The organism is Flavobacterium sp. N2820, assembly GCF_025947285.1.
Classification (GTDB): domain Bacteria; phylum Bacteroidota; class Bacteroidia; order Flavobacteriales; family Flavobacteriaceae; genus Flavobacterium.
The window spans coordinates 2,561,653-2,584,647 of sequence record NZ_CP110008.1; the positions used below are offsets into that span (position 1 = coordinate 2,561,653).

Below are 22,995 nucleotides of genomic sequence, written 5' to 3' on the forward strand. Positions count from 1 at the left end.
AAAAGAAGTCAAAATTTTAGAAATACACTAATTGTTCTATATTTAATGGGGTGTAATGTAAATATTCTAAAAAAATAAATAAGTATCCTCTATATTTTCAACATTTAGTATTATAAAAATTAACTTTTTTATAAATTTACCCTATAAAATTAGGGGTATATGAAAATTAAAAAAAGATGGCTCGTTTCGTTTGTAATTATTTGTATTGTTTCTATTTCAAGTTTATTTTGGGAAAATAAAAATCAATTACAGGCACACTTTTTAACTTCAGAAGCAATTAATTATGCCGATGTGGCTTGGCTGCTAACTTCTTCTTCATTTGTATTGTTGATGACGCCTGGCTTATCGTTTTTTTATGGCGGAATGGTGGGTAAAAAAAATGTAATTTCAACCATGTTGCAAAGTTTTATTTCGTTGGGAGTCGTAAGTTTATTATGGGTAGTTGTAGGTTTTAGCTTATCGTTTGGAGAAAGTTTAGGTTTCGAAATAGCGGGTAAACATTACGGAATAATAGGTAACCCATTTGATTTTATGTTTTTTGACAACGTAGGTTCACTACCACATCAACAATTAGCAAGTACTATTCCGTTTGTTTTATTCGCCTTGTTTCAAATGAAATTTGCAGTCATTACCCCTGCAATAATTACAGGCTCATTTGCAGAACGTGTTCGATTTATTGGATATTTATTTTTTATTTGTTTGTTTACTTTGTTCATATATACTCCATTATGTCACATGGTTTGGCATCCCAATGGATTGTTAGGAAGTTATTTTGGTGTAAAAGATTTTGCAGGTGGAACTGTGGTGCACATGAGCGCCGGTTTTGCTGCTTTAGCAGGGGTTTTGGTATTAGGTAAACGAAAAAACAACGAACATATTCCTACCAATATTCCGTTTGTGTTACTTGGAACAGGAATGTTGTGGTTTGGTTGGTTTGGTTTCAATGCTGGATCGGCTTTAGCGGCAAATGGAACGGCTGCTATGGCTTTTGCAACTACAACGGTCGCTTCTGCTTCTGCTATGTTAACTTGGATTTTTTTTGATAGGATAAACGGAAGAAAGGCCTCAGCTATGGGCGCTTGTATAGGTGCTGTTGTAGGTTTAGTTGCTATCACGCCTGCAGCAGGATTTATTTCTATCCCCAAAAGTATTTTCTTTGGGTTCTTAGCCGCAATTGTATCAAATAGAATGTTGTATTGGAACAAACTTAAAGCCATTGACGATACACTAGATGTTTTTGCATGTCATGGAGTAGGTGGCATTATGGGAATGATTTTAACCGCAATTTTTGCAGAAGGTGAAAATGCTAGTTTGCTACATGGCGGTTGGTCTGTTTTTGGACATCATATGATGGCTTTAGTTCTAGTTGCTCTTTTTGCATTTTTTGGTTCATTAGTTTTGTATAAAGTAACAAACTGGTTTATTCCATTGCGCGTATCTGAAGATTCTGAACGAATTGGCCTCGATTTATCTCAACATAATGAAAAGTTTTAAAGATAAAATAGTATTTTTGATTAGAAAATTTTAAAATCAAATGCATTATGAAATATTTGCCTCTTCTTTTCTTACTAATAATAAGTTGTGCGTCAACAAAAAATAGTGACCAACAAAAAACAGAAATTTCAACGGTATTAGACAACTGGCACAAAGCTGCCGCTGATGCAAATTATGACAATTATTTTGATACTATGTCTGATGAATCCATATACATAGGTACAGATGCTACAGAAAATTGGAATAAAAAACAATTTCAAGCTTTTGCAAAACCTTATTTTGACAAAGGAAAGGCATGGAATTTTAAAGCTATTGAACGTAATATTTATTTTAGTAAAAATGGAAAAAATGTTTGGTTTGATGAATTATTAAGTACTCAAATGAAACTTTGTCGAGGCTCTGGCGTTATGGTTCAAGAAAACGGACAATGGAAAATTAAGCATTATGTGCTTTCCATGACCGTTCCAAATGATAACATGGATGAAGTGGTTAAAATAAAATCAGCCTTAGAAGATAAAATTCTTACTGAAAAGAAATAATTAAAATAATTAAATAATATCCAATCCCAAGATAATTTGTCTTGGGATTTTTTTATGCCTAAATGTTAAAATTAATTTTTTTTCCATTTTGAGAAAACCAAGATGATTTACTTCTCGTAAATGCTACTAAACAAAAAAATCTCAAAAAAATGAAAATTAACAAAAATGTCAAAATTATAGTAGGAAGTATTCTTGGAATATTTGTACTGCTTTTTTTGGTTTTAGTAGTGCATATTGCTACTGCAAAACCTTTGGTGATTGATAATGCATCGCTTCAAATTAGTCGAATAGATTTTAAAGAACCAATAGATTCGCTCAAAGCAAAAGAGATTCACAGAAACTTAAAAAAAATACCCGGTGTAAAAACGGATAGATTGAATAGAGAAACGGGTGTATTGGTTTATTTTCATGATATAAAAATCGCCAATTCAGAAGAAATATACAATCAGTTAATTGCTTTAGGAAATTATAAAGCAGAGCGATACGTACTTCCTAAAGGATTAGAAAACAAAACCGCTTGTCCAGTTATGACTGAAGATAGTTTCAGTTATAAATTTTCAAGAGGAATTCAACGAATTTTTAATTAATTTCCAAATACTATTACTATGAAAAATTTTTCAAAATTAGCCTTAATGGCATTGTTTATTACATCGGGAGCTTTCGTTACATCATGTAATGACGACGATGATAAAGCCGCAGAACCAGCATCTTTGTATGCAAAATTAGGCGGAACTACAATGGTTGCTGACCCAAACAATCCAAGCCAAATGATTGAGCAAGGACGTTTAAGCTACCGTTCGGTTGTAGATTCAACCATTACTTTAATTGTATCAGATGTGCTTGATGGAGAACCTGGTAATTTGGGACAGCATTTTGCACCAGTTCTTTCTGAGGCATTAAGTGGTAACACAACAAACGTAGCAATTTTAAGTAAAAATCTAACTGATTTCTTTTCTGCCAATACGGGTGGAGGAGCAACAAATACATACAGTGGTTTGGGAATGGTGGCAGCACACGATCCTGCACAAAATCCACGTATGGGTAAAAAATCTAACAATGCTGAATACGACAAGTTTATTGGTTATGTAGGTGCAGCTGCTGGTTTAAACGGTGTAACTGATCCTGAAATTATTGGTGAAGTTGTTGCAGTATTGGAATCGTTGAGAGCTCCTATAGTTCAGGAGTAAGTTTGTTTTTTGTTTTAACGAAAAACGCTCCAAATATTGGAGCGTTTTTCTATTTATTATAAATGTGTTCTTTTAAATTTTGGAACATATCAGTGGTCATATTCTCTATATTATAGTCATTTTTCCATCCCCAATCTTCTCTTGCCGAAGTATCATCAATACTTGCGGGCCAACTGTCTGCAATTTTTTGACGAAAATCTGGTTCATAGCTCAATTCAAAGTTTGGATAATGTTTTTTAATTTCTTCGCCTATTTGTTTTGGCGTAAAACTCATTGCTGCTAAATTATAAGAAGAACGAATCTTGATTTTTTCGGCTGGAGCTTGCATAATTCCAATAGTCGCCTTGATAGCGTCATCCATGTACATCATTGGTAATTCGGTATTTTCCGACAAAAAACTCGTAAATTTACCTTCAGTAATGGCTTTATGATAGATGTCAACGGCATAGTCTGTAGTACCTCCACCAGCTTCTGTACTCCAGCTAATTAATCCTGGATAACGAATGCTTCTTACATCAACACCATATTGTTTGTTGTAATATTCGCACCATCTTTCACCAGTTTGTTTCGAAATTCCGTAAACCGTTGAAGGCTCCATTATGGTATATTGTGGCGTATTATGTCTTGGTGTTGTAGGTCCAAAAACCGCAATACTTGAAGGCCAGAAAATTTTCTTTATTTTTCCTGCTTTGGCTAAATTTAAAACATGAAACAGTGAATTCATATTCAAATCCCATGCAAAAGCAGGATTTTTTTCAGCTGTAGCAGAAAGTAAAGCAGCCATTAAATACACATCTGTGATTTGATATTGCTCAATTAAGTGCTCAATTTGATTATAATCTAAAGCATTTATTACTTCAAAAATACCATTATTAACTACATCGTTATTTAGTTTTCGAATATCAGATGCGATTACATTATTAATACCATAAGTTGCTCTAAGTTTTGCCGTAAGTTCAGTGCCTATTTGACCACAAGCACCAATTATTAAAATTTTCGTGTCCATTTGATAGAATAAAGAGAAAACAAATATACCATTTTCAGATGAATCGAAAAGCGCTTTTTTTGTTATATTTTTAGTAAAAGCGCTATTTTAATCCGTATTTAACAAAATTTACTTTTTTAAATAGGAATTATTAAAAACTTAATAGATTGCTTATCAATCAACTGTTAAGATATTATTAGATTAGTACTTAAATTTTATAAACATTTGTACCTTTGTTTTTTAAATTATGAAAATGAAAGGTTTTATAGCAATTATATTGGTTCTAACATTAAGTTTAATCGCTTGTGAAAATGATTCGCATCAGCAATTGGAAGCCCAAAAAATAGCCCAAAAAAACGAAGCTGTTTTTAAAAATATTTCCAAAATGTGGCAGTTTAATTTCCCAAATCCAAGACCCGAAGTCGCTGGTACTTTAAACCAATGGAACGAATGGCGACAATTTGAAATTGAACTTTCACAAAAGCCAAAATCAACATTGTCTGCTTTTAAAATGAAAACTAAAAATGTGTCTTCTAAAGCAGATACTTTAGTAATCACAGCTCCTTTTGAATATAAAAAACCTCAAATTTTAAGTCGATTGACTACATTGAATACCAAAATAAAATCATTGGAAACTTTCATGAATTTAGAAGTAATTCCTGAACAAAAAATTGCAAAATTGATTCCTGAAATTAATGAAGAAATTAGAGGGTTATACAATCAATGGGATGAAATTATTATAAAAAAAGCCATTCCAAAAGAAATTGGTGAAGAATTAATGTTACAAGCATTGGACACTACTAGAAATGCAAGACCTTCTCAAATGAAAGAAAAAATGGAAATTTCAAATCATATTAAAAAAGTAGGTTTTGAGTAAGTCCGACATCATATCCATTTACGATAAGTCACCAAAAATCGCCGTTTTAGAAAGCACATTCGCATCTCGTAAAAAGTCTCAAATGACGGGTTTGGTAGGATCGTCGTTGTCTTTTGTAGTGCATTCGATGTTTAAAAAGTCAGAACTTCCTTTCCTGATTTTATTCGGTAATAAAGAAGAAGCGGCCTATTATTTAAATGATTTAGAGCAATTAATTAATGCCGAAGACGTACTTTTTTACCCAAGTTCGTACCGAAGACCGTATCAAATTGAAGAAACCGATAACGCCAATGTTCTCTTACGAGCTGAGGTGCTAAACCGAATCAATTCACGAAAAAAACCAGCAATAATTGTTTCATATGCCGAAGCCATTTTTGAAAAAGTGGTTACCCGAAAAGAATTAGAGAAAAATACGTTGAAACTATCTGTGGAAGACAAATTGTCCATTGATTTTATCAACGAAACACTTTTTGAATATAATTTCAAACGCGTAGATTTTGTTACCGAACCAGGCGAATTTTCAGTTCGTGGTGGAATTATCGATGTGTTTTCATTTTCCAATGATAATCCGTACCGAATTGAATTTTTCGGTAACGAAATCGACAGCATCCGAAGTTTTGATGTCGAAACACAATTATCGATTGAAAAACTGAAAAAGATTTCAATCATTCCAAATGTTGAAAATAAATTACTGCAAGAAAACCGTGAAAGTTTCTTAGATTATATCAACGAAAAAACGGTTTTAATGATTCAAAACACCGAATTATTAGGACAACAATTGGATAAATTATTCGACAAAGCCAATGAAGCTTTCGAAAAATTATCTAAGGACATTCAACATGCACCGCCAGAAGAATTATTCTTAAATCAAAAGCAGTTTTTAAAACGTGCACTAGATTTTTCAGTAATTGAATTGCAGGCTAATGCTGTTTTTAAAACTGATAAAAAAGTCGAATTTCATATACAACCGCAACCTTCGTTCAATAAACAATTCGATTTGTTGTTGAACAATTTGAGCGAGAATCATTTCAACGGTTACAAAAATTATTTGTGTTGTTCTAATGAAAATCAGGCGAGTCGTTTTCATGATATTTTTGAAGATATTGATGAAGCCAATCACGAAAGTATTCGCAAGCAATATAAAACCATGGTGTTACCTTTGTTTGAAGGTTTTATCGATGAAGAAAATCAAATTGCATGTTATACCGACCATCAAATTTTTGAGCGTTATCATAAGTTTTCCATCAAAAATGGTTATTCAAAAAAGCAAACCATTACGTTAAAAGAATTAACTTCTTTGTCGGTGGGTGATTATGTAACGCACATTGATCATGGTATTGGAAAATTTGGTGGTTTACAGAAAATTCAGGTCGAAGGCAAAACGCAAGAAGCCATAAAATTGGTTTATGCCGATAACGATATTGTGTATGTGAGCATTCATTCGCTACATAAAATCTCAAAATACAACGGGAAAGATGGTGCTCCTCCTAAGATTTACAAATTAGGAAGTAATGCTTGGAAAACCTTAAAACAAAAAACAAAAGCACGTGTAAAACACATTGCGTTCAACCTAATTCAGTTGTATGCGAAGCGAAGATTAGACAAAGGTTTTCAGTTTTCACCCGATAGTTATTTGCAAAAAGAATTAGAAAGTTCATTCATTTACGAAGATACGCCTGACCAAATTACCGCCACTTTAGACGTTAAAACCGACATGGAAAGCGAGCGTCCGATGGACCGATTAGTCTGTGGTGACGTTGGTTTCGGAAAGACAGAAGTGGCTATTCGTGCGGCTTTTAAAGCGGTGGACAACGGAAAACAAGTCGCGGTTTTAGTGCCAACCACGATTTTAGCGTATCAACATTTTAGAACGTTTTCGGAACGTTTGAAAGATATGCCGGTTACCGTAAGTTATGTGAACCGATTTAGAACAGCGAAACAAAAATCGGAAACGCTTCAAAAATTGCAAGAAGGAAAAGTCGATATTTTGATTGGTACACATCAATTGGTGAATAAAAATGTAGTGTTTAAAGATTTAGGTTTGTTGATTATCGACGAAGAACAGAAATTCGGAGTCAACGTAAAAGATAAATTGAAAACCATAGCTACGAATGTCGATACGTTGACTTTAACTGCCACTCCGATTCCGAGAACGTTGCAGTTTTCGTTGATGGCGGCGCGCGATTTATCGGTAATTACAACACCTCCGCCAAATCGTTATCCAATTGAAACGCATGTGATTCGTTTTAACGAAGAAGCCATTCGTGATGCCATTTCGTATGAAATTCAGCGTGGTGGTCAAGTGTTTTTCATCAATAACCGAATTGAAAACATCAAGGAAGTTGCCGGAATGATTCAACGTTTGGTGCCAGGAGCAAAAGTGGGTATCGGTCACGGTCAAATGGATGGAAAAAAACTAGAAGAATTGATGTTGGCTTTCATGGAAGGCGAATTTGACGTTTTGGTAGCCACCACCATTATCGAAAGCGGTTTAGATGTGCCGAATGCGAATACTATTTTTATCAATAATGCGAATAATTTTGGATTGTCTGATTTGCACCAAATGCGTGGGCGTGTGGGAAGAAGTAATAAAAAAGCGTTTTGTTATTTCATTACGCCGCCGTATTCGATGATGACAGGTGAAGCGCAAAAGCGTATTACGGCTTTGGAGCAATTTAGCGAATTAGGAAGCGGTTTCAATATTGCGATGAAAGATTTGGAAATTCGTGGTGCGGGAGATTTATTAGGTGGTGAACAAAGTGGTTTTATCAATGAAATTGGCTTTGATACCTACCAAAAAATCATGAACGAAGCTATTGACGAACTGAAAGAAAACGAATTCAAAGACTTGTATCAGGAAGAAAACGACATTGAAACCAAAGAATTTGTCAAAGACATTCAAATTGATACTGATTTTGAATTGCTGTTCCCAGATGAGTACATCAACAACATTACCGAACGTTTGAATTTATACAACGAGTTGAGCCAAATTAAAGACGAAGCTGACTTACAACAATACGAACAAAAACTAATTGACCGCTTTGGAGCGTTGCCAAAACCAGCCATTGCGTTATTAAATAGCGTGCGTATCAAATGGAAAGCAACCGCAATGGGAATTGAACGTTTGATGATGAAACAAGGCAAAATGATAGGGTATTTTATTGGCGATCAACAAAGTAATTTCTACCAAAGTAATCGTTTTATCAAAGTAGTACAATTTGCCCAACGCAACGGAAACGTGTGTAAAATGAAAGAGAAAGAAACCAAAAACGGCTTACGTTTATTACTGACTTTTGACAATGTGAAATCAGTGAATAAGGCTTTGGAGTTGTTGGAGGGGATTTAGTGGTTGTGTCATTCTGAACTTGTTTCAGAATCTAAAGAAATGTTTAAATGATTTATTTAGTTTGATTGATGGAGATTGTGGGTATTGAATGAAATCCCGTGCTATCGAAAAAAATAAGTTGGCAATTTTTAAGTTTGTAAATTCAAAAGTTACATTTGATAGTTGAATCAAGCTTTATTTTCTATATTTGTTACAATTAAAATTTAGAAAAATGAAAAGATTCTTAATATTTACTTTGTTATTTTCTTTACAATTATTTTCTCAAGATTGTAAAATTAAAGTAGAAAAAGATGCTTTTAATATGACAATTAAAAGTAAAATAATTCAAAATAATTTATCAGCGGGCTTGTCATGCGACTTTTATAAACTTGAAAAAAGTGATGAAAAAACCTATTATTTAAGTTTTTTTCTAAATAATATAACTTCACAATGTTTAACTGAAAAATCAAAAGTTTATTTCTTATTAGAAAAGGATGAGGTTCAAGAATTTCCTTATCGTGGAAAAATTGATTGTGGGGGAACGTCAATTATAATTAGATTAGACGAAGAACAAATAAATCTGTTATTGAATAGTAAAATTAAACAAATAAGAATATTAATTGAGAGTAATAAAGATTTTAGTATTTCTGAAAAAAAAGATTTATTATTTAAAGAAAATTTAAAATGTCTTTTAAGCGACAATAAAAAATAATCTGATTGCTCGTGATTTTTATTTGTGTCTTGAGCAATATGAATCACCTCTTTTTGAAACGCAATTTTTACATTGTTTTTTTGTGCTTTTAGCAATTGCTTTACATTGACCGTGTTTACAAGAAACAACATCTGTTCTTGTAGTTTTATTTTCAGATCTTTCAAGATTTAAGGTCGAAAAACTCAACAATCCTAAGAATAAACTGTATAAAAGAATTTTTTTCATAATTTTCGAGGTTTTATTTTTTCGTTAGGGAGATATAAAAACCTACCCAAACAACTCACTCACCACATCTTCAATCTTGGCCACTAAAACAATTTTAATTCCCGTATTTTTTAGAGAAATTTTATTGTGTTTGGAAACAAAAATGGTAGTAAAGCCTAATTTTTCGGCTTCTTGAATGCGTTGTTCAATACGGTTAACGGGTCTAATCTCGCCTGAAAGTCCTACTTCTCCTGCAAAGCAAAAACCTTCTGCAATGGCAATGTCTTCGTTTGAGGATAAAATAGCGGCAACAACGGCTAAATCTATCGCGGTGTCTTCTACTGAAATTCCACCTGTTACGTTTAAGAACACGTCTTTTGTGCCTAATCTAAAACCTGCACGTTTTTCTAAAACGGCCAAAATCATGTTTAAGCGTTTAGCGTTGTAACCTGTAGTGCTTCGTTGTGGTGTTCCATAAACGGCGGTGCTAACTAAAGCTTGAATTTCCAACATCAACGGGCGCATGCCTTCTAAAGTTGTAGCAATGGCTGTACCAGAAAGTTGCTCGTCTTTATGAGAAATCAAAATTTCGGAAGGATTGTCCACTTCTCGTAAACCGGAACCTTGCATTTCGTAAATACCTAATTCGGCAGTTGAACCAAAACGGTTTTTTAACGAACGTAAAATTCTATAAACGTGATTTCTGTCGCCTTCAAATTGTAAAACGGTATCGACCATGTGTTCCAAAATCTTTGGGCCAGCGATGGTGCCGTCTTTGGTAATGTGTCCAATTAATAAAACCGGCACATTCGATTCTTTGGCATATTTAATCAACTCCGCCGTGCATTCTCTAATTTGAGAAATACTTCCCGCAGACGATTCAATATAATCGGTATGCAACGTTTGAATGGAATCGATAATGACAATATCGGGTTCAATTTCTAAAATTTGTCGAAAGATATTTTGGGTTTTGGTTTCGGTTAAAATGTAGCAATTATCGCCCGTTGAGGTAATACGTTCGGCACGCATTTTTATCTGTTTTTGGCTTTCTTCACCCGAAACATAAAGTGTTTTGTAAGGTAATTTCAAAGCAATTTGTAACAGCAATGTACTTTTTCCAATTCCTGGTTCGCCACCTAACAAAGTTAAGGAACCCGGAACCAATCCGCCACCTAAAACCCGATTCAACTCGTTATCTGTTGTGTTCAATCGGATTTCTTGTGCGGTATCTATTTCTCTAATCAGTAAAGGTTTAGTTGCGGCTTTTGAAGAGGCACTTGTGGTTTTCCAAGCTACTTTTTCTTCTTTTTGAACCAATTCTTCTACAATGGTATTCCATTCTTTGCAAGCGTTACATTGTCCTTGCCATTTTGAATATTGGGTACCACAATTTTGGCAAAAGAAAGCCGTTTTTACTTTACTCATTTTGTTTTATTCTGTTTTTTCTGTTGGTTCTTCAGTCGGAGTTTCAGCTGGAGCTTCTTCTGTTGGTTTGTCTTCTTTTCCTTTCAGTGCTTCGGCCTTACTGAGCATATAATCTTTAGTTAATTCTCTAATTTCTTCTTGTGTGTAAGCTTTTTGATATTCTTTTAATGCCTTTTTATAGTTACCCGTTTTTTCATAGTACATTGCTTGATGATAAGTGCCTAAAATAGTTTTTGGGTAATGTTTTTCAGCATATTTTGATAATATCTGAAAATCATCATAGGCTTTATTTTTCATAATAGCCGCTTCGATAGCTTTAAAATCTGATAGTCTTGGTTTTATTTGCAATCCAAGTTTTATATTTAAATCATCATATTTTTTAATTAAATAGTCTGCATAACCCGCGTCTAATTTTAAAATTTTATCTTTAAATTCAACCATTGAAATTGGTTGATAACCATCAAAAATAAAATATAATGCATTTGGAATTGCTTTTGCAACTAATGAATAATGAGAAGCGCCTTTGAAAGTGTCGTTAAAATATTTAAAATTTGGATTTGGAATTGCTTTAATATTTGCGTCCAAATCGGCTGCTTTTTCGTTGATTTCAGGCAAATCACTTTCTCCAGTTGCTTGATAGTAAAATACGGGTTTTGTGATTTTCGCTAAACGTTCAGCAACTCTAGTTTCCATTGCTGGAGCCATTTCTGGTGCTAATGAAATATAAGCATTAAAAACAGGATTGTCTTTGTATAAATAAAAATTTAAAAAACCTGCAGTGGTATCATGTCCGGCAACCACTCTGAAAGGCAATGTTCTGTATTTAGATTCAACAAATGGATATAGTTCTTGCCCGATAAATTCAAAAAAATTTGCTCCTGGACCAGAAGGAAATCCAGCCTCATCGTATTCGCTGTCTAAAAAGCGTGTTTCGCCATTATTTTGATTAATAGCGATAATAATCATTTCAGGTAAATCATCCCAATAACTGCCATATTTTAAAATACCTTCAAAAGGGTCTAATAAATATTCGCCATCTAATAAAACTAATGTTGGATATTTTTTTTCGGGACTTGATTCATAAGAAGGTGGTGTAACAACTGTAAAAGTTCTTGTTCCTATTTTTTTAGTTTGTATAGATTCAGGGGTTCGTTGCGCAAAAATGCTGGTTGTTGCTAACAAAATTAGCAAAAGAATTTTTTTCATGAGAAAATAGTTTGGTTAAATAGAGTAGCAATTTACTAATTTATTTCTTATTTAAAATAGGTAAAAGTAAATAAGATAATAAACCAAGAAATATAGTTAAAAGTGTTTGAGAAGTCCACACTAAGTATCCAAAAGCGGCACCTGTTTCTTTAGGAATTCCATATAAAAATAGCACGGTAGATATTGCTAAAGGATAAGCCCCAAGTCCGCCATTAGAAAACCCAACAGCAAGAGTGCCAAAAATAAATCCCATCACAACTACATCAAAACTAATATTTGAGGTTTCTGGTAGTGCAAAAATAGTTACGTAAAACATCATTAAATACGAAAACCAAATAAAAAAAGAATGAAAAATATAATTCCATTTGTCTTTCATTTTTAAGATACTTTGCATGCCTTCTATTAGCCCTGAAAGTTTTTGTTTTAGTTTTAAAATAATGTTCCATTCGGCATAAATCCATACTAAAACAAAAAGGATAACAAGTATAAGTCCTCCAATTGAAAGCCAAATTAGAGTTTCGAATTTTACACCTTTTTCAATTAAAAATTGATATATTTTGTCAAATTGCAAAACAAATCCGATTGCTAAAAAAAGTAAAAAAATAAGCATATCCACAATTCGCTCAGCTACTACAGTCCCAAACGCCTTGTCAAATGGTACATTTTCATATTTTTTCAATAAAGCGGCTCTGGATATTTCTCCTGAACGGGGAATGGTTAAATTGACCAAATACGAAACACAAACGGTCATTAAATCGTTTCGAAATTTAGTTTGATAACCTAAATGTTGTAAAGCATATTTCCAACGATATGCTCTTGACCAATAACCAAATAAAGCGATAAAAAGAGATAAAAAAATATAAAAGTAATCGGCTTTTAGGAAACTAATTTTTGTTTTTTCAATTTGTTCGGTAGTCATAGTACTATATTGATAATACATGATTCCCAATCCAATAAGTAATGGAATAATTAAGCTTAAAAATTTACGGAATGGTGTTTTCAAACTACGTTAAGGAGTTGTCTTTTTCGTTAGGAAAAACTAATGTAGGTTTGAATTTTTTTGCCTCTTCAAAGTCCATAATCCCATACGAAATAATAATTACGATATCACCTCTGTGTACTTTTCGAGCAGCGGGTCCGTTTAATGTAATTTCGCCAGTATTTCTTGGTCCTTTGATGGCATATGTTTCTAATCGCTCACCATTATTGATGTTAACGATTTGTACTTTTTCGCCTTCGATAATGTTAGAAGCTTCCATTAACGCTTCGTCAATGGTGATGCTACCTATGTAATTCAAATCGGCACCTGTAACAGTTACTCTATGAATTTTTGATTTTACTACTTGAATTTGCATGATGCAAAGGTAATTAATTTAGTGAAATATTATCAATTAATCTAATTTTCTCGATAAAAACCGCAATGAATCCGCGATATTTCTTGGTTGTATCTTTTGTTTCAGTGGATAAAAGTGTTTCTTCATCAGCAATTTCAAAATACTCTAATTCAAATTCAGGATGTTTTTTAAATGATTTTTCTACAAAGTGAATTGTTTCTGTGATCGATTCGTTTTGGAAGATTTCTTTAGCTTTGGTTAAAATTTCAAAAATCAAAGCTGCTTTTTTTCGAGCTTCTGGAGAAAGTCTTTCGTTTCTTGAACTCATTGCTAAACCACTTTTTTCTCTAAAAATAGAGCAACCAATAATATCTACAGGAAGCTTGTGTTTTGAAACCAATTTTCTAACGATTTGTAATTGTTGAAAATCTTTTTCGCCAAAATAAGCTTTATTAGGTTTAATAATTTCAAATAAACGTTTAACAATTGTGCCTACACCGTCAAAATGACCCGGTCTGTGTTGGCCTTCCATTTGGTGTTCTAATCCATCATATTCAAATGATTCTGAGATGGTATTTCCTTCATAAATATCAGAAACAGATGGCGCATATACAATAATTTTTTGGCTAACAAAGCTCATTTTTTCAACATCTTTTTCAAGTGTTCTCGGGTATTTTTCTAAATCTTCGGCATTATTAAATTGTGTTGGATTCACAAAAATACTCATCACTGTAATGTCGTTTTCTATAAGTGATTTTTCTAGTAAAGATAAGTGCCCTTCATGAAGCGCACCCATTGTTGGAACAAATCCAATAGATTTATTTTGATTGATTAATGGGCTTAAAAAAGCACTTAAATCGGACTTTTTGTTAAAAATGAGCATTTTGATAACGGTTAATTCGGATGCAAACTTACTATTTTAGTGGATAAATCCATAAAATTTTGTAATTTTGCAAGGTTTTTTAAAACATTAATTAACTAGAATACATTATGGAAGACAAGAGGATATTGTATGTATCATCTGAAGTGGTGCCTTATTTAGCAGAAAACGAAGTGTCGTTACAGTCGTATGAAATGCCTAAAATGATTAACGATTTAGGAGGTCAAATACGAATTTTTATGCCTAGGTATGGTAATATTAACGAAAGAAGACATCAATTACATGAAGTTATCCGTTTATCAGGAATGAACTTGGTGGTAAACGATATGGATATGCCTCTTATTATAAAGGTAGCTTCAATACCAAAAGAAAGAATTCAGGTATATTTTATCGATAATGATGAATATTTCAAAAGAAAAGCCACTTTTTCAGATGAAGAAGGTGTATTGTATCCAGATAATGATGAAAGAGCTATTTTCTTTGCGAAAGGTGTAGTTGAAACAGTTAAAAAGTTAAATTGGGTTCCAGATGTAATCCATGTACATGGATGGATGGCGGCATTATTGCCAGTTTATTTGAAACACTATTATAAAGATGAAGGGATTTTTGCAGAAACTAAAATCATTTCTTCAGTTTATGAACAAGGTTTTGAAGGAGAATTAGATACCAATTTATTAGATAAAATATTGTTTGATAATATTGATAAAGAAGCCGTAGCTTTAATTGAAAAACCAAGTTATGAAAACATAATGAAGCTTTCAGTTTTGCATTCAGATGCTGTGGTTATTGGTTCTGAGAAGCTTTCTCCAACTTTAACAAAATATATAGAAAGTTCAAACAAACCTTTTTTACCTTTCGCATCGAAAGACACAATTAAAGAAGTATATACTTCGTTTATTAAGAATAACGTATTATAAAAAGGGTAAACCCATTATGAAAAGCATTTTTTTAAAAATAACATTACTAGCAACAGCTTTGTTTACATTTACGTCATGTGACAAGGATTTTAATTCATTAGATTCAGATTTAGCAGACGACGCTCATTTTAATCTTGAAAAATATGAAGTTCAAAATTTAAAAGCTTATTCAAAAGCAACTGGGCCTGTACAGTCAAATAATTTACCTATCAGCGCATTAGGAATTTATGAAAATCCTTATTTTGGGGTTACAAAAGCACACTTTGTAAGCCAAATAGAATTGAGTAGTTCAAATCCAACTATTGGAGATTCTCCGGTTATAGACTCGGTTTATTTATATGTACCTTATTTTAGTACTTTAAAATCGACTTCAGAATCAGGAGAGAGAATTTATGAATTAGATTCTGTTTATGGCTATTCGGAAGACGCAAAGTTTAAGCTTCATGTATACGAAAATGGTTATTTTTTAAGAGATTTTGATCCTGCAGAAGATTTTCAAACTACTCAAAAATATTATTCAAACGAAAAAAGTTTAGTTGATGCCTATAAAGGGACTGAATTATTAAACAATAGTTCTAATGTTTCTCAAAATGAGGAATTTGTAATCAGTAACAAAGAATTATACATTTATAAAACAAATGGTAGTGGTTTGTATGTTGATGCGGCAGGTGCTGTTTTAGCAAATCAATCAGACGTTTCTCTTCGTGTTATAAAGGAAAGAAAAACACCAGGCATATGGTTGGATTTAAAAAATAGTTTTTTTCAACAAAAGATATTAGACGCAGCAGCTTCAGGGGTTTTATTTAACAACAACACTTTTAAAGAATATTTTAGAGGATTGTTATTTGAAGTAGAAGAAATTACTCCTGGTCAAGGAGCTATGGCTATGCTGGATTTTTCTGCAGCAGAGTTTAAAGTGCTTTTTAAATCTTCTATTGGAGGTGGAGATGCATTAAAAAGAACATTGAGTTTACAAATGGGGTATAAAGCTACGGCAAGTAAGAAAAGTAACAATGTTAATTTTATCGAGCATACTAAAAGTGCTACATATGATACAAAATTGTTAAGCTCAGACGAGGTTAATGGGGATGATAGATTGTATTTAAAAGGAGGTAATGGTTCAGTTGTATTTCTTGATGTATTTGGAGCTGATTCAGACAATAATACTATTCCAGATGAATTAGAACAGCTTAGAGCCGACATGTTAGCAAACAATTGGTTAATAAATGAAGCGAGTTTAACATTTCATATTGATAGAGATGTAATGGATATTACAGATGTAGTTGAACCACAGCGTATTTATATTTTTGATGCTACAAATAATAAACCAATTTTAGATTATTATGCTGATAATTCAACGAGCTCTAATCCTAAAAAGAATAAAGGTTCTTTCGGTGGTTTAATTGAAAAAGGCACAGATGGAAAGGGTTTAAAATATAAAATTAGACTTACTGAATATATAAAACAATTGATAAAAAATGAAAATGATGCTTATGATGATAATATTCGTATAGGTGTTGTTGTTATTGAATCAATAAATATTCCAGAAAACGCTTTCATTAATCCTGCTAATCCTATTTCAATAGGATCAGAATCAGTTGAATTTGTTCCTGTAACTTCAGTAATGAACCCATTAGGGACAGTTTTATATGGAACTAATGTGGCGCCACAAGATGAAGCTAAAAAATTAAAACTTGAAATTTATTTCACAAAACCTAACTAGTATTATATGTGTGGAATTGTAGGTTATATTGGTCATAGAGATGCTTATCCAGTTATTATTAAAGGATTACATCGTTTAGAATACAGAGGTTACGATAGTGCTGGTATTGTTTTATATGACGGAAAAGATTTAAAATTATCAAAAACTAAAGGGAAAGTTTCTGATTTAGAAGCAAAAGCCGAAAGTGAGAAAACAACTATTGGTAAAATAGGAATGGGACACACACGTTGGGCAACTCATGGAGTTCCTAATGATGTAAACTCGCACCCACATTTTTCTAACTCTGGAAAGTTAGTGATAATTCACAATGGGATCATCGAAAATTATGAACCATTGAAACAAGAATTAATCAAAAGAGGTTACACATTCAAGTCTGATACAGATACGGAAGTGTTAGTCAATTTGATTGAAGAAGTTAAGAAAAAAGAAAATTGCAAACTTGGTAAAGCGGTTCAAATTGCATTAAATCAAGTTATAGGTGCTTATGCTATTGCAGTAATTGATGTTGAAAAACCAGATGAAATTATCGTTGCTCGTTTAGGAAGTCCATTAGCAATTGGAATTGGTGAAGATGAGTTTTTTATCGCATCTGATGCAACTCCATTTATCGAATATACTTCAAATGCTATTTATTTAGAAGATGAAGAAATGGCAATTGTACGATTACACAAACCATTAAAAGTTAGAAAAATTAAAGACGATTCATTGGTTGATCCTTACATTCAAGAACTTCAATTAAACTTGGAGCAAATTGAAAAAGGGGGTTATGATCATTTCATGATGAAAGAAATCTACGAACAACCAAGCGTAATCAAAGACACTTACAGAGGAAGACTTTTGGCGAACAAAGGAATTATCCAAATGTCAGGTGTTGAAGATAATTTAGAAAAATTCTTAAACGCAAAACGAATCCTTATTGTAGCTTGTGGGACTTCATGGCACGCAGGTTTAGTTGCAGAATATATTATCGAAGAATTTTCAAGAATTCCAGTAGAAGTAGAATACGCATCCGAATTCCGTTATAGAAATCCAATCATCAATAAAGATGATGTTGTTATCGCAATTTCACAATCAGGTGAAACGGCAGATACGTTAGCAGCAATCAAATTGGCTAAAGAAAACGGAGCTTTTGTGTTTGGAGTTTGCAACGTGGTAGGTTCTTCAATTTCTCGTGAAACTCATGCAGGTGCTTACACTCACGCGGGTCCAGAAATCGGAGTAGCATCTACAAAAGCATTTACAACTCAAATTACCATTCTTACCTTGTTAGCACTACGTTTAGCAAAAGCAAAAGGGACGATGAATAATTCAGATTACCAACGTTATTTGTTGGAATTAGAATTAATGCCAGAAAAAGTTCAAGAGGCTTTATTAACAAATGATGTTGCTAAACAAATTGCCGAAATTTACAAAGATGCAACCAATTGCTTATACTTAGGAAGAGGTTATAACTTTCCAGTAGCTTTAGAAGGTGCATTAAAATTAAAAGAAATTTCATATATCCACGCAGAAGGATATCCAGCAGCAGAAATGAAGCACGGGCCAATTGCGTTGATTGACGAACATATGCCAGTAATCGTAATTGCTCCAAATAAAGGACATTATGATAAAGTGGTAAGTAATATTCAAGAAATAAAATCAAGAAGCGGTAAAATTATTGCTGTAGTTACTAAAGGAGATACGCAAGTTAAAGCTTTAGCTGACCACGTAATTGAAATTCCAGAAACAAACGAACCATTTACACCGTTATTAACTACAATTCCGTTACAATTATTATCGTATCATATTGCAGTTTTAAGAGGTTGTAATGTCGATCAACCTAGGAATTTAGCAAAATCCGTTACCGTAGAATAACATTTTAAAAGCGAAATTGGAAGATTTCGCTTTTTTATTGCAAAAAATTCAAAAAATAAATTGCAAAATTGTTTTAGAAAAAACTATCTTTGCACTCGGAAAAATACATCATTTTTTCAACATTAATTAGCTATTAAATAAATACATAAGCAATGTCTAGAATCACAGGAAAAGTTGCACAAATTATCGGGCCAGTTGTTGACGTCGTTTTTAATGACTCAAATAACGAATTACCTAAAATTTATGATTCATTAGAAATCACTAAAAAAGATGGTACTTTATTAGTACTTGAAGTTCAATCTCACATTGGTGAAAACACTGTTCGTACCATTTCTATGGACTCTACAGACGGTTTAGCAAGAGGTGTTGAAGTAGTTGCTACTGGTGCACCAATTCAAATGCCAATTGGAGCGGACGTTTTTGGTCGTTTATTTAATGTAATTGGTGATGCAATTGACGGTTTAGGAGATTTACCTAAAGCAGGCGCAAACGGTTTACCAATCCACAGAACAGCTCCAAAATTTGAAGACTTATCAACTTCTTCTGAAGTTTTATTTACAGGAATCAAAGTAATCGACCTTATTGAGCCTTATGCAAAAGGAGGGAAAATTGGATTATTTGGTGGTGCTGGAGTAGGTAAAACAGTATTGATTCAGGAGTTGATTAACAATATTGCAAAAGGTCACGGTGGACTTTCTGTATTCGCAGGAGTAGGTGAAAGAACACGTGAAGGAAATGACTTACTTCGTGAGATGTTAGAGTCAGGAATTATTAAATATGGTGACGATTTCATGCACTCTATGGAAAATGGAGGATGGGATTTGTCTAAAGTAGATATGCCAGGAATGAGAGAGTCTAAAGCTACTTTCGTTTTCGGACAAATGAATGAGCCACCTGGAGCTCGTGCTCGTGTAGCACTTTCAGGATTATCTATCGCTGAATATTTCCGTGATGGAGCTGGATCTGACCAAGGTAAAGATGTATTATTCTTCGTTGATAATATCTTCCGTTTTACACAAGCAGGTTCTGAAGTATCGGCTTTATTAGGTCGTATGCCATCTGCAGTAGGGTACCAACCTACATTAGCAACTGAAATGGGTGCGATGCAAGAGCGTATTACTTCAACTAAAAAAGGATCTATTACATCTGTACAAGCGGTTTACGTTCCTGCGGATGACTTAACTGACCCTGCACCAGCAACAACGTTTGCTCACTTAGATGCAACAACAGTATTGTCTCGTAAAATTGCTGAGTTAGGTATTTATCCTGCGGTAGATCCATTAGATTCTACTTCTCGTATCTTAACTCCAGAAATCTTAGGTGCTGAACATTATGACTGTGCTCAAAGAGTAAAAGAGATTCTTCAAAAATACAAACAATTACAAGATATCATCGCCATCTTAGGTATGGAAGAGTTATCTGAAGAAGATAAATTATCAGTATCTCGTGCACGTCGTGTACAACGTTTCTTATCTCAGCCTTTCCACGTAGCGGAGCAATTTACTGGTATTCCAGGAGTATTGGTTGATATCAAAGAAACTATCAAAGGATTTAATATGATTATGGATGGTGAATTAGATCACTTACCAGAAGCAGCGTTTAACCTTAAAGGTACTATCGAAGAAGCTATTGAAGCTGGACAAAAAATGTTAGCAGAAGCATAATTTAGTGTTCAGTGTTCAGTCACAGTATTCAGTTACTTGCTAATCACTAATCACTATTCACTAATCACTAAGAAATATGATTTTAGAAATAGTATCACCAGAAGCTACATTGTTTAAAGGAGAAGTTACTTCGGTAGCAGTTCCTGGAATTAACGGTGAGTTTCAAATGCTAAATAATCACGCACCAATTGTTTCATTATTAGCAAAAGGGAATGTGAAAATCAATGCTCAAAACATTAAAATTGAAAAAGAATTCGTTTCTAAATTCAATAAAGTTAATGAGCAAACGTATTGGTTACCTATTAATTCTGGTACCATCGAAATGAATGAAAACAAGATTATTGTTTTAGCCGACTAAGACAATAGATTTATAGTAAAAAGTCCTGCAAATTGCGGGACTTTTTTGTTTTATCAATTTAAAGACAAGAAATGATTGCTATAATGAATAATTGCTTTTTCTTTTAGCAAAATATCAGTACCAATAATACCATCAACTGGTTTGGTTTTGTAATAGCGAAGCACATCATTCACATTAATCTTATCAAAAACAATAAAATAGTAATTTCTCTTATAATGTATTTTGCATTATCATACAAAAACTGAATAATTGACAGTCGTGAGCCTGTTGGTTTCTTAGCAGCAGTTAAAGAAGAATTAGAAATCCCAATAGAATTATTAATGGGTGATAATGTGAAAAGAGTTAGAATTATAGAGATATAAATCCCAATATTTAAAATCCCAAATTCAAAAGAGTTTGGGATTTTTCTTTGAAAGAAAAAGACTTAGTTTAAATTTTAAACATAAAAAAATAGTAAAAATGATAAAAGCTATTCACAGAAAGAATTTACAGAATAATATAGTTTTATTCTTATTTTAGCGCATTATAATTTTCAGGTTGAGTTATCAATTTTCAAGATGCATAAATTTATTTTTTCTATCATAATACTATTATTTATTAACTTGGCATTTGCTCAAGAATTGAGTGAATCTGAAATTAATAGAACTCGAAGTATTCAGGAATATCTTATTTCAAATCCCGAAAAAGCTTATGCCGAAGCTTTGGAAATTAGTAATTCTAAAAATGAGTTGTTTCGTTTTTATGGCAAATATTACGTAGCTAATTATTTTTACAACAAGTCAGAATTTACTTATTCAAAGAAGCTTCTTATCATACTTATAGAGAGTATTGAAAAAAGTGAGATTGATAAATCAAGCAAAGTATACCAAGATTTGATTGGAATGTGTGTCAATAAACTTTTCTATATCCATAAAAATTTAGGAGAGTATGACTTAGCATTGTTTTATCTTGATAAATATAAAACGAGTGTACCAAATAATCATTTTAACGAACAATATGGCTCAATAAAAGTAGCTATGGGCGATTATGTGAATGGAATTGCTTTGTTAAAGAAAGAATTAAAAACCACTCCTCACCTAAAATTAGGAGTTGGAGAAAAAAAAGTAATGAACAAAAAATTATTTGCTGATAAATACAATATCATAGGTGAAGCTTATCAAAAATATTATATTCAGTCTAAGAAAAAAGTATTGTTAGATTCTGCAAATCACTACTTTAATGTTGCTGCAAGAATGATGCTACAAGATAATTTTCAGCCTGAGTATACAAAAGCATTATTGAGTATGAGAGAAGCAAAAAGTGCTGCTTTAGCAGGAAATTACGATAAATCATTGTCTTTATATAGAAAAAGAAAAAACTTTCCTACGATTAATGATAACATAAGAACTGAGCAGTTATTTGATTTAGGAATGGCCGATTGTTTTCATCATTTAAAACAAGTTGATTCGGCACTTTTTTATTGTAAAAAATATGTTGAAAGTTATCAAATAACTAAGGTTTCCAAAGAAAATTTATTAATGACCTATAACATTATGACACAATGTTATAATGAAAAAAATGACACTAAAAATGCGTATCGCTACGCCCAAAAAAGTTTAGAATTAATTCAATCAATAGAAGGAATAAAAAGTAAATCTTTAAATTTTCTTCACAATTATGATTTAAATAAAATAAAAGAGGAATCTAATAAAGTTATTACATCTAAGAATTATTTTAAAATATCGCTTTTTGGTATTTTGATTCTTTTTGCAGTTGTGATTTATAGTTTTTATTATTATTACAAAAATCAAAAAGAAAAGCATTATCGGTTTTTAAAAATTATTCAAGATCTAAAAGAATCTAAAATTTCAGAAATTAGTATTCTACAAATTGATAAAACCGAACCACAACCAAAACAAACACTCGATGAAGAGCTTATCGAAAAAATAGCAAGTGGTTTAAAAAAGTTAGAACAAAAAGAGACCTTTTTAGATCCTAACTTCAAGTTGGCTTTTGTGGCAAAAAAATTGAATACAAATACCGCTTATTTGTCACAATACTTCAATCAGGTAACTCAAAAAACCTTTTCAGAATATACGCAAGAATTGCGAATTCATTACGTACTTCAAAAACTGAAAGATGCTCCCTATTTTCGTAAATATACCTTGCAAGCTATTGCAGAAGAAGTGGGTTACAAAGATGCCAATACGCTTGTTCGCGTTTTTAAAAAGCAAACGGGACTTTCTCCTAATTATTACATTGAAAAATTAGAAAATACAGATTAAGTATTTGGTATTCAAATAAATAAGTATCTTTTAATCTTCTGATTATT

20 protein-coding genes are annotated in these 22,995 nt (G+C 32.5%); 13 read left to right on the forward strand and 7 right to left on the reverse strand.

The annotated features are described in order from the left end of the window. The first annotated feature begins 159 nt into the window (after nt 1–159). The 4 genes from OLM52_RS12015 to OLM52_RS12030 all read left to right on the forward strand — a co-directional run bounded on the left by OLM52_RS12015 (nt 160) and on the right by OLM52_RS12030 (nt 3,220). The gene (locus OLM52_RS12015) at nt 160–1,494 is read left to right on the forward strand and encodes an ammonium transporter (RefSeq protein WP_264548748.1); all 1,335 of its coding nucleotides are present in this window, start codon (nt 160–162) and stop codon (nt 1,492–1,494) included. A gap of 47 nt (nt 1,495–1,541) precedes the next feature. Further along, on the forward strand, nt 1,542–2,033 hold the full coding sequence (locus tag OLM52_RS12020) for a nuclear transport factor 2 family protein (protein WP_264548749.1): 492 nt from the start codon (nt 1,542–1,544) through the stop codon (nt 2,031–2,033). Between the two features lie 149 nt (nt 2,034–2,182). Further along, the gene (locus tag OLM52_RS12025; protein ID WP_264548750.1) at nt 2,183–2,620 is read left to right on the forward strand and encodes a hypothetical protein; all 438 of its coding nucleotides are present in this window, start codon (nt 2,183–2,185) and stop codon (nt 2,618–2,620) included. A gap of 18 nt (nt 2,621–2,638) precedes the next feature. Next, a complete protein-coding gene (locus tag OLM52_RS12030) occupies nt 2,639–3,220 on the forward strand; it encodes a hypothetical protein (protein WP_264548751.1) in 582 nt (193 codons plus the stop codon). Between the two features lie 49 nt (nt 3,221–3,269). Here the strand turns inward: OLM52_RS12030 and OLM52_RS12035 are convergent, their stop codons facing one another. Further along, the gene (locus tag OLM52_RS12035; protein WP_264548752.1) at nt 3,270–4,226 is read right to left on the reverse strand and encodes an NAD-dependent epimerase/dehydratase family protein; all 957 of its coding nucleotides are present in this window, start codon (nt 4,224–4,226) and stop codon (nt 3,270–3,272) included. Between the two features lie 226 nt (nt 4,227–4,452). Here OLM52_RS12035 and OLM52_RS12040 point away from each other — a divergent pair, with 226 nt between their 5' ends. From OLM52_RS12040 to OLM52_RS12050, 3 genes are all read left to right on the forward strand, one after another. Further along, nucleotides 4,453–5,082, forward strand: a complete 630-nt coding sequence (locus tag OLM52_RS12040) for a hypothetical protein (RefSeq protein WP_264548753.1) — start codon at nt 4,453–4,455, stop codon at nt 5,080–5,082. An 82-nt stretch (nt 5,083–5,164) separates the two neighbouring features. Next, on the forward strand, nt 5,165–8,428 hold the full coding sequence (gene mfd / locus OLM52_RS12045) for a transcription-repair coupling factor (RefSeq protein ID WP_413614428.1): 3,264 nt from the start codon (nt 5,165–5,167) through the stop codon (nt 8,426–8,428). Nucleotides 8,429–8,639: 211 nt separating this feature from the next. Beyond that, a complete protein-coding gene (locus OLM52_RS12050) occupies nt 8,640–9,119 on the forward strand; it encodes a hypothetical protein (protein WP_264548755.1) in 480 nt (159 codons plus the stop codon). 18 nt (nt 9,120–9,137) lie between these two features. On the opposite strand, the gene OLM52_RS12055 is transcribed toward OLM52_RS12050, so the two are convergent. The 6 genes from OLM52_RS12055 to panC are packed head-to-tail and all read right to left on the reverse strand — an operon-like array spanning nt 9,138 to nt 14,171. Beyond that, on the reverse strand, nt 9,138–9,344 hold the full coding sequence (locus OLM52_RS12055) for a hypothetical protein (RefSeq protein WP_264548756.1): 207 nt from the start codon (nt 9,342–9,344) through the stop codon (nt 9,138–9,140). A 42-nt stretch (nt 9,345–9,386) separates the two neighbouring features. Further along, complete coding sequence (radA, locus tag OLM52_RS12060; protein ID WP_264548757.1) at nt 9,387–10,748, reverse strand: DNA repair protein RadA; 1,362 nt, start codon at nt 10,746–10,748, stop codon at nt 9,387–9,389. Between the two features lie 6 nt (nt 10,749–10,754). After that, nucleotides 10,755–11,954 carry an alpha/beta hydrolase-fold protein gene (locus OLM52_RS12065; RefSeq protein WP_264548758.1) on the reverse strand — a complete coding sequence of 400 codons (1,200 nt, stop codon included), beginning with the start codon at nt 11,952–11,954 and terminating at the stop codon, nt 10,755–10,757. Nucleotides 11,955–11,994: 40 nt separating this feature from the next. Continuing rightward, on the reverse strand, nt 11,995–12,957 hold the full coding sequence (locus OLM52_RS12070) for a lysylphosphatidylglycerol synthase transmembrane domain-containing protein (protein ID WP_264548759.1): 963 nt from the start codon (nt 12,955–12,957) through the stop codon (nt 11,995–11,997). 1 nt (nt 12,958) lies between these two features. Continuing rightward, the gene (gene panD / locus OLM52_RS12075) at nt 12,959–13,309 is read right to left on the reverse strand and encodes an aspartate 1-decarboxylase (RefSeq protein ID WP_008255780.1); all 351 of its coding nucleotides are present in this window, start codon (nt 13,307–13,309) and stop codon (nt 12,959–12,961) included. Nucleotides 13,310–13,322: 13 nt separating this feature from the next. Next, nucleotides 13,323–14,171, reverse strand: coding sequence for a pantoate--beta-alanine ligase (panC, locus tag OLM52_RS12080; RefSeq protein WP_264548760.1), 849 nt, complete (start codon nt 14,169–14,171; stop codon nt 13,323–13,325). Nucleotides 14,172–14,278: 107 nt separating this feature from the next. Between panC and OLM52_RS12085 the strand changes: the two genes are divergently transcribed. The 6 genes from OLM52_RS12085 to OLM52_RS12110 all read left to right on the forward strand — a co-directional run bounded on the left by OLM52_RS12085 (nt 14,279) and on the right by OLM52_RS12110 (nt 22,948). Then, nucleotides 14,279–15,085: a glycogen/starch synthase gene (locus tag OLM52_RS12085; RefSeq protein ID WP_264548761.1), complete on the forward strand. Its 807-nt coding sequence runs from the start codon at nt 14,279–14,281 to the stop codon at nt 15,083–15,085. Between the two features lie 16 nt (nt 15,086–15,101). Beyond that, the gene (locus tag OLM52_RS12090; protein ID WP_264548762.1) at nt 15,102–16,808 is read left to right on the forward strand and encodes a DUF4270 domain-containing protein; all 1,707 of its coding nucleotides are present in this window, start codon (nt 15,102–15,104) and stop codon (nt 16,806–16,808) included. A 6-nt stretch (nt 16,809–16,814) separates the two neighbouring features. Next, nucleotides 16,815–18,662 (forward strand): glutamine--fructose-6-phosphate transaminase (isomerizing), encoded by a 1,848-nt coding sequence (glmS, locus tag OLM52_RS12095; protein WP_264548763.1) that lies wholly within the window; start codon nt 16,815–16,817, stop codon nt 18,660–18,662. A 152-nt stretch (nt 18,663–18,814) separates the two neighbouring features. Next, complete coding sequence (gene atpD / locus OLM52_RS12100; RefSeq protein WP_133608716.1) at nt 18,815–20,326, forward strand: F0F1 ATP synthase subunit beta; 1,512 nt, start codon at nt 18,815–18,817, stop codon at nt 20,324–20,326. 76 nt (nt 20,327–20,402) lie between these two features. Continuing rightward, complete coding sequence (locus OLM52_RS12105; RefSeq protein ID WP_026725933.1) at nt 20,403–20,684, forward strand: F0F1 ATP synthase subunit epsilon; 282 nt, start codon at nt 20,403–20,405, stop codon at nt 20,682–20,684. A gap of 557 nt (nt 20,685–21,241) precedes the next feature. Beyond that, nucleotides 21,242–22,948, forward strand: coding sequence for a helix-turn-helix domain-containing protein (locus tag OLM52_RS12110; RefSeq protein ID WP_264548764.1), 1,707 nt, complete (start codon nt 21,242–21,244; stop codon nt 22,946–22,948). Nucleotides 22,949–22,995: the final 47 nt, after the last annotated feature.

What these genes read in the sequence shown, in the direction of transcription:
- OLM52_RS12035 (WP_264548752.1), bottom strand. Translation starts at nt 4,226, where the DNA reads ATGGACACGAAAATTTTAATAATTGGTGCTTGTGGTCAAATAGGCACT.
- OLM52_RS12055 (WP_264548756.1), bottom strand. Translation starts at nt 9,344, where the DNA reads ATGAAAAAAATTCTTTTATACAGTTTATTCTTAGGATTGTTGAGTTTT.
- OLM52_RS12050 (WP_264548755.1), top strand. Translation starts at nt 8,640, where the DNA reads ATGAAAAGATTCTTAATATTTACTTTGTTATTTTCTTTACAATTATTT.
- panD (WP_008255780.1), bottom strand. Translation starts at nt 13,309, where the DNA reads ATGCAAATTCAAGTAGTAAAATCAAAAATTCATAGAGTAACTGTTACA.
- OLM52_RS12030 (WP_264548751.1), top strand. Translation starts at nt 2,639, where the DNA reads ATGAAAAATTTTTCAAAATTAGCCTTAATGGCATTGTTTATTACATCG.
- mfd (WP_413614428.1), top strand. Translation starts at nt 5,165, where the DNA reads ATGACGGGTTTGGTAGGATCGTCGTTGTCTTTTGTAGTGCATTCGATG.
- OLM52_RS12105 (WP_026725933.1), top strand. Translation starts at nt 20,403, where the DNA reads ATGATTTTAGAAATAGTATCACCAGAAGCTACATTGTTTAAAGGAGAA.
- OLM52_RS12065 (WP_264548758.1), bottom strand. Translation starts at nt 11,954, where the DNA reads ATGAAAAAAATTCTTTTGCTAATTTTGTTAGCAACAACCAGCATTTTT.
- radA (WP_264548757.1), bottom strand. Translation starts at nt 10,748, where the DNA reads ATGAGTAAAGTAAAAACGGCTTTCTTTTGCCAAAATTGTGGTACCCAA.
- OLM52_RS12110 (WP_264548764.1), top strand. Translation starts at nt 21,242, where the DNA reads ATGCATAAATTTATTTTTTCTATCATAATACTATTATTTATTAACTTG.
- OLM52_RS12040 (WP_264548753.1), top strand. Translation starts at nt 4,453, where the DNA reads ATGAAAATGAAAGGTTTTATAGCAATTATATTGGTTCTAACATTAAGT.
- OLM52_RS12085 (WP_264548761.1), top strand. Translation starts at nt 14,279, where the DNA reads ATGGAAGACAAGAGGATATTGTATGTATCATCTGAAGTGGTGCCTTAT.
- OLM52_RS12025 (WP_264548750.1), top strand. Translation starts at nt 2,183, where the DNA reads ATGAAAATTAACAAAAATGTCAAAATTATAGTAGGAAGTATTCTTGGA.
- panC (WP_264548760.1), bottom strand. Translation starts at nt 14,171, where the DNA reads ATGCTCATTTTTAACAAAAAGTCCGATTTAAGTGCTTTTTTAAGCCCA.
- atpD (WP_133608716.1), top strand. Translation starts at nt 18,815, where the DNA reads ATGTCTAGAATCACAGGAAAAGTTGCACAAATTATCGGGCCAGTTGTT.
- OLM52_RS12015 (WP_264548748.1), top strand. Translation starts at nt 160, where the DNA reads ATGAAAATTAAAAAAAGATGGCTCGTTTCGTTTGTAATTATTTGTATT.
- OLM52_RS12020 (WP_264548749.1), top strand. Translation starts at nt 1,542, where the DNA reads ATGAAATATTTGCCTCTTCTTTTCTTACTAATAATAAGTTGTGCGTCA.
- glmS (WP_264548763.1), top strand. Translation starts at nt 16,815, where the DNA reads ATGTGTGGAATTGTAGGTTATATTGGTCATAGAGATGCTTATCCAGTT.
- OLM52_RS12090 (WP_264548762.1), top strand. Translation starts at nt 15,102, where the DNA reads ATGAAAAGCATTTTTTTAAAAATAACATTACTAGCAACAGCTTTGTTT.